General features: G+C 75.7%; 8 protein-coding genes. 7 read left to right on the forward strand and 1 reads right to left on the reverse strand.

What is annotated here, in order from left to right; genetic code table 11:
* The first annotated feature begins 292 nt into the window (after positions 1-292).
* The 4 genes from ACIGZJ_RS07300 to moeZ all read left to right on the forward strand — a co-directional run bounded on the left by ACIGZJ_RS07300 (position 293) and on the right by moeZ (position 5,637).
* On the forward strand, positions 293-1,969 hold the full coding sequence (locus tag ACIGZJ_RS07300; protein WP_396456348.1) for a DUF3492 domain-containing protein: 1,677 nt from the start codon (positions 293-295) through the stop codon (positions 1,967-1,969).
* The gene (locus tag ACIGZJ_RS07305; protein WP_396456349.1) at positions 1,969-3,144 is read left to right on the forward strand and encodes a hypothetical protein; all 1,176 of its coding nucleotides are present in this window, start codon (positions 1,969-1,971) and stop codon (positions 3,142-3,144) included. The genes ACIGZJ_RS07300 and ACIGZJ_RS07305 overlap by 1 nt, the downstream gene beginning before the upstream one ends.
* Positions 3,145-3,211: 67 nt before the next feature.
* A complete protein-coding gene (locus tag ACIGZJ_RS07310) occupies positions 3,212-4,201 on the forward strand; it encodes an NAD-dependent epimerase/dehydratase family protein (RefSeq protein ID WP_396456350.1) in 990 nt (329 codons plus the stop codon).
* A gap of 257 nt (positions 4,202-4,458) precedes the next feature.
* Complete coding sequence (moeZ, locus tag ACIGZJ_RS07315; protein WP_396456351.1) at positions 4,459-5,637, forward strand: adenylyltransferase/sulfurtransferase MoeZ; 1,179 nt, start codon at positions 4,459-4,461, stop codon at positions 5,635-5,637.
* Positions 5,638-5,739: 102 nt separating this feature from the next.
* On the opposite strand, the gene ACIGZJ_RS07320 is transcribed toward moeZ, so the two are convergent.
* Positions 5,740-8,487 (reverse strand): flippase-like domain-containing protein, encoded by a 2,748-nt coding sequence (locus ACIGZJ_RS07320; protein WP_396456352.1) that lies wholly within the window; start codon positions 8,485-8,487, stop codon positions 5,740-5,742.
* Between the two features lie 134 nt (positions 8,488-8,621).
* Here ACIGZJ_RS07320 and ACIGZJ_RS07325 point away from each other — a divergent pair, with 134 nt between their 5' ends.
* From ACIGZJ_RS07325 to ACIGZJ_RS07335, 3 genes are all read left to right on the forward strand, one after another.
* Positions 8,622-8,957, forward strand: a complete 336-nt coding sequence (locus ACIGZJ_RS07325; RefSeq protein ID WP_396456353.1) for an MGMT family protein — start codon at positions 8,622-8,624, stop codon at positions 8,955-8,957.
* Between the two features lie 132 nt (positions 8,958-9,089).
* A complete protein-coding gene (locus tag ACIGZJ_RS07330; RefSeq protein WP_396456354.1) occupies positions 9,090-12,443 on the forward strand; it encodes an ATP-dependent helicase in 3,354 nt (1,117 codons plus the stop codon).
* Between the two features lie 32 nt (positions 12,444-12,475).
* Positions 12,476-15,739 (forward strand): UvrD-helicase domain-containing protein, encoded by a 3,264-nt coding sequence (locus ACIGZJ_RS07335; protein WP_396456355.1) that lies wholly within the window; start codon positions 12,476-12,478, stop codon positions 15,737-15,739.
* Positions 15,740-15,858: the final 119 nt, after the last annotated feature.

Raw genomic sequence — 15,858 nt, forward strand, 5'->3', positions numbered from 1 at the left:
TTCGGGGCGAGGTCACGCCGGTTCACTCGTTCAGGTGGCAACCAGCCAGGTGACCGATGGAGGGCCGCCGGCCGGTCCTACCTTTCTGCTGTCGGACCGAACAGGTGTGGGGGAGGAGCGGGCGCCGGACAAGGCCGGCGGCCGCGAACAGGGGTGCCGGCGGGTCGGGTGCGACCGCCGGAGCGGGCGTGTGCCCGGAGGGGCGGGTGCCCGCCCCGGCCGCCCGGCCCGTTCGAGCCGTCCGGCGATCCGTTGACCCGTCCGTCGATCCGCCCTGCTCTGGAGGTCTCCCGTGCGCGTTGCACTGCTCACCGAGGGCGCCCGACCATTCGCACAGCGTAGCGCGGGCGGCTGGTGCGCCCGACTGGTCGAAGGCCTGGGCGAGCACGAGTTCGAGCTGTACGTACTGGCCGGGGCGGCCGGCTCGGGCGTCGCCGACAGCCCCTCGGGCCGCTGGCACGGGGTGCACGAGCTGGCCCTGTGGGGCCGGCGGCCGCCCGGCCGCACACCGGGGGCGCTGCGCAGACGGCAGTACGTCCGGGCCTACGAGGACCTGGTCCGGGCCCTGGTGATGCCGGGCGGGCGGGCCTCCTTCGGCGCCGGGCTGTACCGGCTGGCCGCGCTCGCCCGCGAGGACGGCGCGCTGCCCGCCTTCCTCGGCTCCGCCCACGCCCGCCGCGCGCTGGAGCGGGTGTGGCGCTCGCCCGGGGCCGACACCTCGGCCGGGCAGCCGCTGGTCTGCGACGTGCTGGTCGCGGCGGACCTGCTGGAGCAGTGCCTGCGCCCGCTCTCCGCCCCCTGGTACGGCACCGGGCCAGGCGGCCTGGGTGCGGCCGACCTCTGCCACGTGGTCGGCGGCGGGCCGGCGGCGCTGCCCGCGCTGGTGGCCAAGCGGCTGCACGGGGTCCCGCTGGTGGTCACCGAGCACGGGCTGCACCTGCGCGAGCAGTACCTCGGCTACCGGGAGGCGCCATACCGGTGGCCGGTCCGGGCGCTGCTGCTGTCCTTCTTCCGGGCGCTCACCGAGGAAACGTACCGGCAGGCCGCGATACTGACCCCCGGCAGCGCCCACGACCAGCAGTGGCAGCGGCGCTGCGGGGCCGACCCGTCGCGCACCCGGGTGGTGTACGAGGGCACCCCGGCGGTGTCCCGGGCGCCGGCCGGTCCCGAGCCCGCCGCGCCGACCCTGGTCTGGGCCGGTCCGCTGGAGCCGGGCCGGGACACCGAGCTGATGCTGCACGCCTTCGCCGGCGTCCGGGCCGAGCTGCCGGGGGCGCGGCTGGTGGTCCACGGCGAGCAGGCGGCGCCCGGCTACCTGGCGCACTGCCGGGCGGTCGCCGGGCGGCTGGGGGTGGCCGACGCGGTGGAGTTCGCCGGCCGGCCGGCCTCGACCGCCGAGGCGTGGGAGGGCGGCACGGTGGTGGTCTTCTCGGCGCTCTCCCAGCGCAGCCCCCGGCTGCTGGCGGACGCGATGCTGAGCGGGCGGGCCGTGGTCTCGACGGACGTGGGCGTGGCCCGGGAGGTGGTCGGCCCGACCGGGCTGCTGGTGCCGCCGCGCGATCCGCGGGCGCTGGCGGCCGCCTGCCTGGCGCTGCTGCGCGACGAGGAGCGCCGCGCCCGGCTGGGGCTGGCGGGCCGCCTGCGGGCGCAGGAACGCTTCGCCGTGGAACCGGTGATCGGCGCGTTCCGGGAGGTCTACCTGGAGCTGGTCTCGCAGTGGCCCGCCTTCCCGGCGGCCGAGGGCGCCGGGGCGGTCGGGGAGCACCCGCGCCCGTTCGCCCGGCCCGCCGAGTACTGGCTGGCGGACGGCCGGGGCGCGGGCGCCCCGCAGGCCGCCGCGGCCGCCGGTCCGGACGACGGCCCGGACGCCTCCGGGAGCGGATCGCGGGACGGACGGCAGGACGGGCCGCGGGCCGGGCGGGCCGAGGAGGCGCGCGAGCGCCCCGGCGCCCTGGCCGAGGCGGTCTGATGACCGGCAGCGGCCCGACCGCCGGCGCCCCGGCGGTGCCGGGCGGGGGCGCCGGCGAGGCGGCCGGGGGTCCGGCGGGCCGGGTGACGGGCGATCCGGTGCGGGAGGTGATGGCCGCCCACCGGGTGCTGTGCGAGCGGGCCGTCGACCCGCTGGAGATCGCCGCTGGCCTGGAGGAGGCCGGGCTGGGAGCGGCGGCGGCCGCCCGGTGCCGGCACGCCGATCTGTTCTCGCTCGCCGAGGAGCTGTACGCCCGGGTGCCGCGCCGCCCGCCCGGTCCGGCGCAGGCGGCCGGCGGACGGGAGGGCCGGCGGCGGCGCTTCGGCGCGGCCCTGCGGGTGGCCGCGCTGGCGGCGCTGCCGTGCGCCGCGGCGGCCGCTCTCGGAGGCGCCCGGCCGGTCCTGCTGCCGGTGGCCGTCCCGCTGGTCCTGCTGCCCGAGCTGGCCGCCGGGGCCGCCGGAGCCGCCGGAGCCGCCGGGGCCGCCGGAGCCGCCGGGGCCGCCGGGGCCGACAAACCGGAGCAGCCGGGGCAGCCGGAGCAGCCGGTCCGCGCACGGCGGCCGGTGCTGCTGGCCCACGGGCTCGGCGTGGCGGGCCTGTTGCTGCTGCCGCTGGCCGGGGCGCCCGGTGGCGCGGCCGGCGACGGCCGGGTGACGGCCGCCCTGGTCCTCGCGGCCGCGCTGTCGGCCGGGTCCGCGGACTGGGCCGCCCGCTGGTTCCGGCACGTCGGCCGGGGCCACCTCGGGACGGCGGGCACGCTCGCCGAGTTCCGCTCCCGGATGCGGCCGGTGCTGCCGGTCGCCGTCGCACTGCACCTGGCCGTCCTGGCCGTGCTCACCTTCGCCGCCCTCGCCGTGCTCACGGCCGTCGCCCCGCGCCCCGGCCCGGACCACGGCGGCGGGCTGCTGCACCTGGCGGTCGAGCGCGCCGACGGCGCCCAGTGGGCGGCGCAGGGCGTGCTGGGACTGCTGCTGGTCCTGCCCGCGCTGCTGGCCCGCTGCGGCCGGACCGCCACCGCCGCGCTCGGCGCACTCGCCGGGCCGGTCCTCACCGCGGCCCTGCTCGCGACGGGCCGCAGCCTGCCGTCCGCCGGACTGCTCGGCGGCGGCGCGGTCGCGCTGGTGCTTTTCGGGTATGCGTCGGTGGTGCTCGGCCGGGCCGGTGCACACCGCTGAACCTCCCCCTGTTCACTCTGTCCGCCAGGTCGATACCCGACCTCGCTTCGTGGAAGGACACCCCCCGATGAGGGTGCTGCTGCTGGGCGCCGACGGCTTCATCGGCCGCCGGGTCACCGATCGTCTGCTCGTGGACCAGGAGTTGCAGGTGACGGTGCTCGGCCGGCGCGACTCCGCCGACATCCGCTTCGACCTGACCGCCGGGAGCCCGGGTGCGCTGGCCCGCTTCCTGGACGCGGTCGCACCCCAGGTGGTGATCAACTGCGCGGGCGCCACCTACGGCAGCTCGCGGACCCTGATCCGGGCGAACACGCTGGCCGTCGCCACCGTCTGCGAGGCGATCCGGCGCAGCCGGGAGCCGGCCCGGCTGGTGCACGTCGGTTCGGCCGCCGAGTACGGACCGGTACCGGGCGGGGTCCCGGTGGCGGAGAGCGCCGAGCCGCGCCCGGTGGGCCCCTACGGGGTGTCCAAGCTGGCCGGGACGGAGCTGGTGCTTGCCTCCGGGCTGGACGCGGCGGTGCTGCGGGTGTTCGACGTGGTGGGCCCCGGGTCGCCGACCGCCTCGCTGTTCGGCCGTCTCGCCGAGGGGCTGCGCCGGGCGCTGGAGCGGGAGGAGTCCCAGGTGAGGATGCCGGACCTGTCCGGATACCGGGATTTCGTGGACGTCCGGGACGTCGCGCGGGCGATCCAGGCGGCGGCGGTGTCGGCCGCCACCGGCGTGATCAACATCGGCAGCGGGCACGCCGTCCGGGCCCGGGACGCGGCGCAGCTGCTGGTCCGGGCGTCGGGCTTCGAGGGCTCGATCGTCGAGGAGAACCGGCCGGTGCTGCTGCCCGCGCAGGTCGGCGGACCGGTCGAGCAGTCGGCCGGGCACCACCTGCCGGGCCACCGGGTGCTGGAGCCGCGGCCCACCGAGGGCCGGGTGCCGGTCGGCGAGCCGGTGCCGTGGCGGCAGGCGGACGTGCGGACCGCCCGGGACCGTCTCGGCTGGCGGACGCAGGTGCCGCTGGAGGAGTCGCTCGGGGACGTCTGGCTGGAGACGGCCTGCCGGGTCTGACTCCGGGTCCGACCCCGGGCCGGTCGGCGCGGCTGCGGTGGCCCGAGGGGCCGGTCCACGGCGGGCCGCCGCGCCGCTGACCGGCCCCGGAGCCCGGTCCCACGATCCGACGCCGGTCGTCTCGCCCATCGGACGGGCTGTCTCGGAATACCGGGGCCGCGTGACACTGTTGGCCTAGCAGAGCCACCTCGGTGGCGGAGCAACAAGCCCCAAGAGGTTGGCCCTGGCCACCTGAACCGACGACCATCGGAGTCCCCGTGTCGCTGCCACCCCTGGTCGAGCCGGCCGCCGAGCTCACCGTTGACGAGGTCCGCAGGTACTCCCGCCACCTGATCATCCCCGACGTGGGCATGGCCGGGCAGAAGCGGCTGAAGAACGCCAAGGTGCTGTGTGTCGGCGCCGGCGGCCTGGGCTCGCCCGCGCTGATGTACCTGGCCGCCGCGGGTGTCGGCACCCTCGGCATCGTCGAGTTCGACGTGGTGGACGAGTCCAACCTGCAGCGCCAGATCATCCACGGCCAGTCGGACATCGGCCGCTCCAAGGGCGAGTCGGCACGGGAGTCGGTCAAGGAGATCAACCCCTACGTCAACGTGATCCTCCACGAGGAGCGCCTCGACAACGACAACGTGATGGAGATCTTCTCCGGCTACGACCTGATCGTCGACGGCACCGACAACTTCGCCACCCGCTACCTGGTGAACGACGCGGCGGTGCTGCTCGGCAAGCCGTACGTGTGGGGCTCGATCTACCGTTTCGACGGCCAGGCCAGCGTGTTCTGGGCCGAGCACGGCCCGTGCTACCGCTGCCTCTACCCGGAGGCCCCGCCGGCCGGCATGGTCCCGTCCTGCGCCGAGGGCGGCGTGCTGGGCGTGCTCTGCGCGTCCATCGGCTCGATCCAGGTCACCGAGGCGATCAAGCTGCTGGCCGGGGTCGGCGACCCGCTGGTCGGCCGGCTGATGATCTACGACGCCCTGGAGATGAACTACCGCCAGGTGAAGGTCCGCAAGGACCCGAACTGCGCGCTCTGCGGTGAGAACCCGACGGTCACCGAGCTGATCGACTACGAGGCCTTCTGTGGCGTCGTGTCGGAGGAGGCGCAGGCCGCCGCCGCCGGTTCGACGATCACCTCGAAGCAGCTGAAGCAGTGGCAGGACGACAAGGAGGACATCTTCCTGGTCGACGTCCGCGAGCCCGGCGAGTACGAGATCGTCAGCATCCCCGGCGCGGTGCTGATCCCGAAGAACGAGTTCCTGATGGGCAACGCGCTGGAGTCGCTGCCGCAGGACCGGAAGATCGTGCTGCACTGCAAGTCGGGCGTGCGCTCGGCCGAGGTGCTGGCCGTGGTGAAGTCGGCCGGCTTCGCCAACGCCGTCCACCTGGGCGGCGGCGTGCTCGGCTGGGTGAACCAGATCGAGCCGCACAAGCCGGTCTACTAAGGGCACCAGAGGCTCCGAACGCGGAGGAGGGCCCGCCGACCGTCACGGTCGGCGGGCCCTCCTCCGTCTGTCCGGACCCTCTAGGCCCTGTCCGGACAGGGCCTAGAGCGCGCCCTTGCGCTGGAGCACGTTGTAGGAGATCCAGCCCGGCAGCACCGGCAGCCAGAAGGTGAGCGCCCGGTAGAGGAACACCGCCGGGGTGGCCACCGCCGGGGGCACGTCGGCGACGGTCAGGGCGCCGATCAGGGCGACCTCGACCGGGCCGATGCCGCCGGGGGTGGGGATGGCGGAGCCGGCCGCGTTGGCGGTCAGGAAGACCACCGCGACCGCGGAGAAGCTGATGCTGCCGCCGAAGGCCTGCACCGAGGCGTCCAGGCAGGCGGTGAAGGACAGCGTGAGCAGCAGGATGCCGCCGAAGCCGGTGACCAGCTTGCTGGGCGTCTGCATCAGGTCGAGCATCCGGGGCACCACGCCGAAGAACAGCGAGCGCAGCCGGTTCAGGACGAACCGCCGCAGCGGGGCGACGGCCGCGACCACCAGGGCGAGCACGGCGGCGGACAGCACGCCGATGATCACCGCGCGGGAGGCGGAGAGGTCGCCGTTGGTCTGGCTGCCGGTGATCAGGCCGAAGCTGAACAGCAGCAGCAGGTGCCCGGCGAGGCCGGCCAGCTGCGAGGCGCCGACCGAGGCGACCGCCTGGCCGGAGCGGATCCCGGCCTTCTGCAGGTAGCGGGTGTTGAGCGCGATGCCGCCGATCGCGGCGGGCGCCACCAGCTTGACGAAGGACCCGGCGATCTGGGCCGCCACCGTGCGCCGGAACGGCAGCTTCTCCGGGACGAAGCCGGTCAGGCTCATCGAGGCGGCGACGTAGCTGAACGCGGCCGCGGCCAGGGCCACCGCCGCCCAGGCCCAGTTCATCTGGGAGAGCTTGAGCTGGGCCGGCTTGATGGTGGTCAGCGCCAGGTAGGCGGCGAAGGTCAGCGCGATGACCATGATCAGGGTCTTCGGCTTGAGCCGTTCCAGCTTCGCCGTCTCGGTCGGCGCCTCGGGGGCGATCTGGAGGATCTGACCGCGGATCCGGCTGAGCAGGTCCTCGCCGGCCACCGCGATGTCCTCCTCGGCCTGCTGCTGGGTGCGCTCGCCGGCGGCGACCTGCTCCAGCGCCCTGGCCCGGGCGGCGGTCCTGCGCTCCTTGGTGAGCTTCTTCAGGTCGACCCTGGTGGAGCGGCTCATCCCGACCGGCTGGAGCAGCGGCAGCGCCTGCGCCACCCGGTCCGCGCCGAGCACGGCGTTGGCGGTGGCGACCGCCCGCTCCGGGCCGATCCGCAGCGCGAAGGTGGTGAGCAGCTGGGCGACGTCGATCCGCAGGGTCAGGTCGGTGGCGGCGATGTCGCCGCCGGAGAGGTTGACCAGACAGGCCGATTTGCCGTCCACCACCAGCAGGGACTCGCCGGTGAGCCGGCGGTGGGCGATCCGGCGCTCGTGCAGGGCCGCGACGGACTCCCACAGCGAGGCCATCACCTGGTCGGTGACCTCCTCGTCGGCGAGGTCGTCCAGGGTGCGGCCCTCGACGTTCTCGTAGACCAGGATCGCGGCGTCCGGGCCCAGCTCGGAGGTGGCGACCAGCTGCGGCGCGCGGGCCCCGGAGGCGGCCGCCGCGTACGCGATCAGGGCCTCCTGCTCCAGTGCCTGGCGCAGCGACTGGGGGCTGCGCCGGACGGCCACCGAGCGCAGCCGCAGCCGCCGCCAGGCGCGGTAGAAGAAGCCGGAGGCCTGCTGCTCGCGGTCGATGATGTGGACGTCCAGCGGCGGGCCGCTCTGCTGGGCGACGAAGTAGCGGCGGGTGCCGCCGGGGGCGTCGGCGGCCCGGTGCGCGCTGGCCGGGGTGAAGCCGACCTTGCGCAGGCCGATCATCAGGTGCTGGCCGGTGGGCCGGATGTTCGGCGAGCCGATCGCGTACAGCGTGCCGTAGGCGACGGACCAGCCGATCAGCACGGTGAGCAGCAGGGACAGCGGGGTGGTGTAGCCGCCGAACAGCTCGGTGATCCCGCTGAAGACCACCACCACCCACAGGGCGACGCGCCAGCGCGGCCGGCTCGACATGCCGACCGCGGTCATGTAAGCGATCACCGGGGCCAGATAGCCGTGCACGGGGTCGGTGAGCGTGCCGGTGCTCTCCAGCGGGAACCGGGTGAGGGCGTCCCGGATCTGCTCGGAGGCGCCCTCGGCCACCCACCAGTCGATGCCCAGCGAGACGCCGTAGGCGAGCACCGAGGCGAGGACGCCGTCGGCGACCCGCAGGCCGTCGCGTTTGATCAGCCGCTCGACCGCGAAGGCCAGCGGGACGGCGAGCACCGCGACGCTGGAGACGAGGCCGGCGATGGTGGACAGCACCGGCGAGAACCGGGGGGCGTTGGAGGCGATGTCCAGCTCGATGCCGGTGGTGGTCGAGGTCGCGACGCCGGCCAGGACGAACACCGCGACTATGCCGAAGACGCCGGCCAGGAAGCGGATCAGGTCCGACGGCCGGTGCGCGCGGGCGGCGAGCAGCGGCTCGTCGACGTCCAGGTGCGGGGTGTCCTCGTGGGCGTCGTGCTCCTGCGGGGGCGCGGGCTGCTGCGCGGGGACGCCGGCGGCCGGCGCCGGGCCGGTCGCGGCCTCGGGTGCCTCGGGTTCCTCGGGTGCCTCGGCCCGCGGGCTGAGCGGTTGCGGGGTCTTGATCGTCCGGTCCTTGATCAGGGAGACTTCCGGCGTCGGCTCGGCGGCGGGCCCACCGCCGGGACCTGCGGGCACGGCGTTTGCGGACTCGTCGGAGTCCTCGTCCACGCCCACGTCTGCCGTCCCGGTCATCTGGTCTTGTCCTCGTATCACCACTCACCGCCCCGAAGATGGTGGCATGCCTCGGCGCCCCGTGCTGGACAGGGGGCGCATCGGGCGCGGCGGATCGTTCGTACGGTCCCGCCCGCTTCCCCGGGTGGGGAAGAATGCCGCAGGTGACGGACGCTACCGACGACGGCGCGCTGCCGCCCTTCGCCGAACTGGTGCTCGACCTGACCGAGCGGATTCCACCCGGCCGGGTGATGACCTACGGGGACGTTGCCGAGTACCTCGGCCACGGCGGCCCCCGGCAGGTCGGCCGGGTGATGGCCCTGTACGGCGCCGCCGTGCCCTGGTGGCGCGTGATCCGCGCGGACGGACGCCTCCTGCCCGGCCACGAGCGGCGGGCGCTCACCCGCTACCGCGAGGAGGGTACCCCGCTGCGCGAGCACGCCGACCCGCCCCGGGTCGATCTGCGGCGGGCCCGCTGGGACGGACGGTAGCCGGGCGCCCGCACGGAAAACCGGAAACCGGTGCGCGGACGGGAATGACGGGGCAGGATCGTAGGCTCGATACGGACGGGCCCCTCGCGGGGCCCGCCTTCCGTCGCCCGCAGCACAACCCCCAGGACGTCCGTGAGCTCCCCCTACCGTCTGGTGCGCAGCCCCCTCGCCCAGCCCGCCCCGCCCGTGCTGGACGAGTACCAGCGCGCCGTGGTCGAGCACGCGGGAGGCCCGCTGCTGGTGCTCGCCGGGCCCGGCACCGGCAAGACCACCACCCTGGTGGAGGCCGTCGCCCGGCGGATAGAGGACGGCACCGACCCCGAGAAGATCCTGGTCCTGACCTTCAGCCGCAAGGCCGCGACGGAGCTGCGCGACCGGATGTCCGCCCGGCTCGGCGCCGCGGCCGCCGGCCCCCGGTCCACCGCCCTGCGCCCCCCGCAGGCCACCACCTTCCACTCCTTCTGCTACGCCCTGCTCCGCGCCCACCAGGACCCGCAGGACTACGCCGAGCCGCTGCGCCTGCTCTCCGGCCCCGAGCAGGACGTCATGGTCCGCGAACTGCTGGCCGGCGGCGCCGAGGACACCCGCCTCGGCACCTCCCGGATCGGCTGGCCGCTCGACCTGCGGGCCTGCCTGACCACCCGCGGCTTCGCCGACGAGGTCCGCGCCGTACTCGCCCGCAGCCGCGAACTGGGCCTCGGCGAGGCCGAGCTCGAACGCTTCGCCGAGGGCGTCCAGCGCCCCGACTGGGCCGCCGCCGCCCACTTCCTCGCCGACTACCTCGACGTCCTCGACCTGCGCGGCGTCCTCGACTACGCCGAGCTCGTCCACCGCGCCGTGCTGCTCGCCGAGCGCCCCGAGGTCGGCGAGGAGCTGCGGCAGCGCTACGAGGTCGTCTTCGTCGACGAGTACCAGGACACCGACCCCTCCCAGGTCCGGCTGCTGCGCCAGCTGGCCGGCGGCGGACGCGAACTGATCGCCGTCGGCGACCCGGACCAGTCGATCTACGCGTTCCGCGGCGCCGACATCAACGGCATCCTGGAGTTCCCGCAGACCTTCCGCCAGGCCGACGGCAGCCCCGCCGAGGTCAAGGTGCTGCGGGTCTCCCGCCGCTCCGGCGCCGTGCTGCTCGCCGCCTCCCGCGAGCTGGCCCGGCGGATGCCGATGGGCCGGCTGCCCGCCGACAAGCTTGCCCAGCACCGCGCCCTGCTGCCCGCCCGCGAGGGCGGCCGGGTCGAGGTGTACACCTACCCCACCCCCGGCACCGAGCTGGACTCCATCGCCGACCTGCTGCGCCGCGCCCACCTGGAGGACGGCGTGCCCTGGGGCGAGATGGCCGTCCTCGTCCGGGCCGGCGCCCGCTCCATCCCCGGCGTCCGGCGCGCGCTCGGCGCGGCCGGCGTCCCCCTGGAGATCGACGGCGACGACCTGCCGCTGCGCGAGGAGCCGGCCGTCGCCCAGCTGCTGCTCGCCCTGCGGGTCTGCGCCGAGCAGGCCGCCCGCCGCCCCGGGACCGAGCGGCCCGGCCCCGAGGCCCCGGACCCGCTGACCACCGAACTCGCCCACGGCCTGCTCACCGGCCCCCTCGGCGGCATGGACGGCTCCGACCTGCGCCGCCTCGGCCGCGCCCTGCGCGAGGAGGAGCGCGCCGCCCTGCGCGCCGCCGGCCTGCCCGCCGCCGCGCTGCGCCCCGCCGAGGAGCTGATCCGCGAGGCCCTCGCCGAACCCGAGCGGCTGGTCGCCCTCGACCCCTCGTACGCCCGCCGCGCCCGCGACCTCGGCACCCTGCTGCGCAAGGTCCGCGAACGGCTGGCCGGCGGCTGCACCGCCGAGGACGCGCTCTGGGACCTGTGGGACGGCAGCCGGCGCTGGCGCGAGCGCCTGGAGCGGGCCGCCCTGCGCGGCGGCGCCGCCGGCCGCAACGCCGACCGCGACCTGGACGCGCTCTGCGCCCTGTTCGAGACCGCCGCCCGCGCCGAGGAACAGGTCACCGGCCACCGCAGCGCCCTCGACCTGCTCGCCGAGCTGGAGGCCCAGGACATCGCCGCCGACACCCTCACCGTGCGGGCCGTCCGCCCCGAGGCCGTCCGGCTGATGACCGCGCACCGCTCCAAGGGCCTGGAGTGGCGGGTGGTCGTGGTCGCGGGCGTCCAGGACGGCCTCTGGCCCGACCTGCGCCGCCGCGGCTCGCTGCTGGAGGCCGACCGGATCGGCCGCGACGGCCTCGCCGAACCGCTCTCCCCGGCCGCCCTGCTCGGCGAGGAGCGCCGGCTCTTCTACGTCGCCGCCACCCGGGCCCGCGAACGGCTGATCGTCACCGCCGTCAAGGCGCCCGCCGAGGACGGCGACGAACCCTCCCGGTTCCTGCGCGAGCTGTACCGCGAGGACGTCGACCCCCGGACCGGGCGGGTGCTGCGGCGCACCCCGCAGGTCACCGTCGAGGACGTCACCCACCGCCCGCGCCGCCCGCTGTCCGTCCCCGCCCTGGTCGCCGAGCTGCGCGCGGTCACCGTCGACCCGGCCCGTTCGCCGGAACTGCGCCGGGCCGCCGCCGAACGGCTCGCCACCCTGGCCGCGGCCGCCGACGAGGACGGCCTGCCGCTGGTCCCCGCCGCCCACCCCGACCGCTGGTGGGGCCTGGACGACGCCACCGCCGCCCCCGAGCCGCTGCGCGACGCCGACCGGCCGGTGCGGCTGTCCGGCAGCGGCCTGGAACAGCTGGAGAACTGCTCGCTGCAGTGGTTCCTGGACAAGGAGGTCAAGGCCAGGGGCGCCGGCTCCGCCGCCCAGGGCTTCGGCAACGTCGTGCACGCCCTGGCCGACGAGGTCGGCTCCGGGCGGACCCCGGCGGACCTCGCCGTGCTGATGGAGCGCCTGGACACCGTCTGGGACGCGCTCGCCTTCGACGCGCCCTGGAAGTCCCACCAGGAGAAGACCGCGGCCCGCGCCGCCCTGGAGCGCTTCCTCAACTGGCACGTGCTGGAGCGCGGCCGGGACCTGGTCGCCACCGAGCACGGCTTCGACGTCACCCTGGAGGTCGGCGGCGTCGCGGTGCAGATCCGCGGCTCGATGGACCGGGTCGAGAAGGACGAGGCCGGCCGCGCCTACGTGGTCGACTTCAAGACCGGCAAGCAGATCCCCTCCGACAAGTCGCTGCCCGAGCACAAACAGCTCGCCGTCTACCAGCTGGCCGTCCGGGCCGGCGCGCTCAACGAGCTGCCCGGCTTCGAGGGCGGCCCGCCGCACCCCGGCGGCGCCGAGCTGGTGCATCTGCGCGAGCCCGCCGCCAAGGCCGCCCCGGACGCGCCCAAGGTGCAGCAGCAGGGCCCGCCGGACGGCGAGCCGTGGATCGAGGGACTCCTCGCCGACGCGGCCGGCCGCGTCCTCGCCGAGCACTTCGTCCCGCAGACCGGCGGCGGCTGCGACCGCTGCGGCTTCCGCCGCAGCTGCTCCGCCCAGCGGGACGGTGCGCAGCTGGTGGAGTGAGGGATGTCGGCGCCTGCGGTTAGCCTCGAAGGGTGACCGCCGTGCTCAGCCACCCCGACCAGCTCAAGGACCTGCTGGGCATCCCCTTCAACCCGGAGCAGATGGCGGCCATCGGCGCCCCCCTGGAACCGGCCGTCATCGTGGCCGGCGCGGGCTCCGGCAAGACCACCGTGATGGCCGCCCGGGTGGTCTGGCTGGTCGGCTCCGGCGCCGTGCGGCCCGAGGAGGTGCTCGGCCTCACCTTCACCAACAAGGCCGCCGGCGAGCTCGCCGAACGCGTCCGCACCGCCCTGCGGGCCGGCGGGGTCGGGGTGCCCGCGGCCGAGGAGTGGGGGAGCGCCGCCGGGTACGGCGAGGAGCCGCTCGGCGAGCCCGAGATCTCCACCTACCACGCCTTCGCCGGCCGGCTGCTCAAGGAGCACGGCCTGCGGATCGGCATCGAACCCGACGTACGGCTGCTCGCCGACGCGACCCGCTACCAGCTCGCCGCCCAGGTGCTGCGCTCCGCCCGCGGCCCGTTCCCCGCCCTCACCGGCACCTTCACCAACCTGGTCGCCGACCTGATCGCCCTCGACGGCGAACTCGCCGAGCACCTGGTCGAGCCGGCCGCCCTGCGCGCCCACGACGAGGACCTGCTGGACGCCCTCGCCACCGCCAGGCTCAGCAACGACGACCTGCGGGCCGTCCCCGGCACCGCCCGGGCCCGACTGGAACTGCTGCGCCTGGTCGAGGAGTACCGCCGCCGCAAGGCCGCCGGCGCACTGATGGACTTCGGCGACCAGATAGCGGCCGCCGCCCGCCTCGCCCAGGAGCGGCCCGAGGTCGGCGAACTGCTCCGCGGCCAGTTCCGGGTCGTCCTGCTCGACGAGTACCAGGACACCTCGGTGGCCCAGCGCCTGATGCTCGCCGGGCTGTTCGGCGCCGGCCCGGACGGCAACGGCGGCAGCGGCACCGGCACCGGCACCGGCCACGCCGTCACCGCCGTCGGCGACCCCTGCCAGGCCATCTACGGCTGGCGCGGCGCCTCCGTCGCCAACCTGGACGAGTTCCCCCGGCACTTCCCGAAGGCCGACGCCGCCCCCGCCGCCCGGTACGCGCTCAGCGAGAACCGCCGCAGCGGCGGCCGGCTGCTCGCCTTCGCCAACCGGCTGGCCGCACCGCTGCGCGCCATGCACGAGGGCGTCGAGGCGCTGCGCCCGGCGCCCGGCGCCGAACAGGAGGGCTTCGTGCGGGCCGCGCTGCTGCCCACCCACGCCGAGGAGGTCGACTGGCTGGCCGACTCGGTCGCCCACCTGGTGCGCACCGGTACCGCCCCGGGCCGGATCGCGGTGCTGTGCCGGGGCGGCGCGGCCTTCCCCGACATCCACGCGGCCCTGGTGGCCCGCGAGGTGCCGGTCGAGGTGGTCGGGCTCGGCGGGCTGCTGCAGCTGCCCGAGGTCGCCGACCTGGTCGCGGCCTGCGAGGTGCTCCAGGACCCGACCGCCAACGCGGCGCTGGTCCGGCTGCTGATCGGCCCGCGCTGGCGGATCGGCCCGCGCGACCTCGCCCTGCTCGGCCGGCGCGCCGCCGAGCTGGTCCGCACCGCCCGCCCCGAGGGGGTGGAGGCGCTGGCCGCCGCCGTCGCCGAGGCCGACCCCACCGAGGTGGTGTCGCTGGCCGACGCGCTGGAGACCTTCCTCGACCCGGACCAGCCCGACGAGCTGGCGTTCTCCGCCGAGGCCAGGGTCCGCTTCGCCCGGCTCGCCCGGGAGCTGCGCGAGCTGCGCCGCTCGCTCGCCGAGCCGCTGATGGACGTGCTGCACCGGGTGCTCGCGGTCACCGGCCTGGAGGTCGAGCTCGCGGCCTCCCCGCAGGCGCTGGCCGCCCGCCGCCGGGAGACCCTGCACGCCTTCCTGGACGTCGCGGCGGGCTTCGCCGACCTGGACGGGGACCCGGGGCTGTCGGCCTTCCTCGGCTTCCTGCGGGCCGCCCAGGAGTACGAGCGCGGCCTGGACAGCAGCCTGCCCGGCGGCGAGGACACCGTGAAGGTGCTCACCGTGCACAAGTCCAAGGGCCTGGAGTGGGACGTCGTCGCCGTCCCTGGCCTGGTCAAGGGCGCGTTCCCGTCCGGGAGCCCGCGCGAGCGGTGGACCAGCACCAAGCGGGTGCTCCCGCACGCCCTGCGCGGCGACGCGGCCACCCTGCCCGACGTCCGCGGCGGGTGGAACAACAAGTCCATGGCCGCCTTCAAGCAGGAGCTCGCCGCGCACTCCGCCACCGAGGAGCTGCGGCTGGGCTACGTCGCCTTCACCCGGCCGCGCTCGCTGCTGCTGGCCTCCGGGCACTGGTGGGGCCCCTCGCAGAAGACCGTGCGCGGGCCGTCCGCCTTCCTGGAGGAGCTGCGGGCGCACTGCGAGCAGCCCGGTGCGGGCGAGGTCGAGCAGTGGGCCGAGCAGCCGCTCAAGGGCGCCGAGAACCCGGCGCTGGCGGCGCCCGTGGAGCGGCCCTGGCCGATGCCGCTGGACCAGGGCGCCCAGCGGGCCCGCCGCCGGGTCGCCGAGGTGGTGCACCGCCGGCTGGCCGGGCAGAGCGCCCCCGAGCCGGAGCCGATGGCCGCCGAGGACCGCCGCCAGGTGGAGTCCTGGGACCGCGATCTGACCGCCCTGATCGGCGAGTTGGAGCGCTCGCGGCGCAGCGTCCGGGAGGTGCCGCTGCCCGCCGCGCTCTCCGCCACCCAACTGCTGCGGCTGGCCGCCGATCCGGACGGCTTCGCGCACGACCTGGCCCGTCCGATGCCGCGTCCGCCGCAGCCCGCCGCCCGCCGGGGCACCCGCTTCCACGCCTGGGTGCAGTCCCGGATCGAGCCGCTGCTGCTGCTCGGTCCGGGCGCGCTGCCCGGAGCGGACGACGACGGCATCGAGGACGAGCAGGACCTGGAGCGGCTGAAGGAGGCGTTCCTGCGCACCCCGTACGCGGACCGGACGCCGTACCGGGTGGAGGCGCCGTTCCAGCTGGTGCTGGCGGGCCGGGTGGTGCGCGGCCGGATCGACGCGGTCTACCGGGAGGGTGACGGGCGGTCAGAATCGGGAGGCGCGTCACGCTACGAAGTGGTGGACTGGAAGACGCACCGCGAGGAGAGCGCCGACCCGCTCCAGCTCGCGGTCTACCGGGTGGCCTGGGCCGAACAGTTGGGCGTTCCGCTGGAGCAGGTCACGGCGTCCTTCCTGTACGTCCGCAGTGGTCGGATCGAACAACCCGCAGGACTTCCCGACCGAAAAGAGTTGGAACGGCTCCTGATCGGGAACAGTGAAGAATGAGTCACGGAGAGCATTCAAGTCATCACGGCATCGGGCGAAACCTGTGCGTAGTGCACGTTTCGTGCCTATTGTGGGGTCGGTAACCGGTCAACCCCCGTACTCCGGCCGCCAGCGAGGCC

This window comes from Kitasatospora sp. NPDC052868, from assembly GCF_044547105.1.
Lineage (GTDB): Bacteria > Actinomycetota > Actinomycetes > Streptomycetales > Streptomycetaceae > Kitasatospora.

Bases quoted from the DNA above. Each gene is read 5' to 3' on its own strand.
- ACIGZJ_RS07320 (WP_396456352.1), bottom strand. From the start codon at position 8,487: ATGACCGGGACGGCAGACGTGGGCGTGGACGAGGACTCCGACGAGTCC.
- ACIGZJ_RS07305 (WP_396456349.1), top strand. From the start codon at position 1,969: ATGACCGGCAGCGGCCCGACCGCCGGCGCCCCGGCGGTGCCGGGCGGG.
- ACIGZJ_RS07325 (WP_396456353.1), top strand. From the start codon at position 8,622: ATGCCGCAGGTGACGGACGCTACCGACGACGGCGCGCTGCCGCCCTTC.
- ACIGZJ_RS07310 (WP_396456350.1), top strand. From the start codon at position 3,212: ATGAGGGTGCTGCTGCTGGGCGCCGACGGCTTCATCGGCCGCCGGGTC.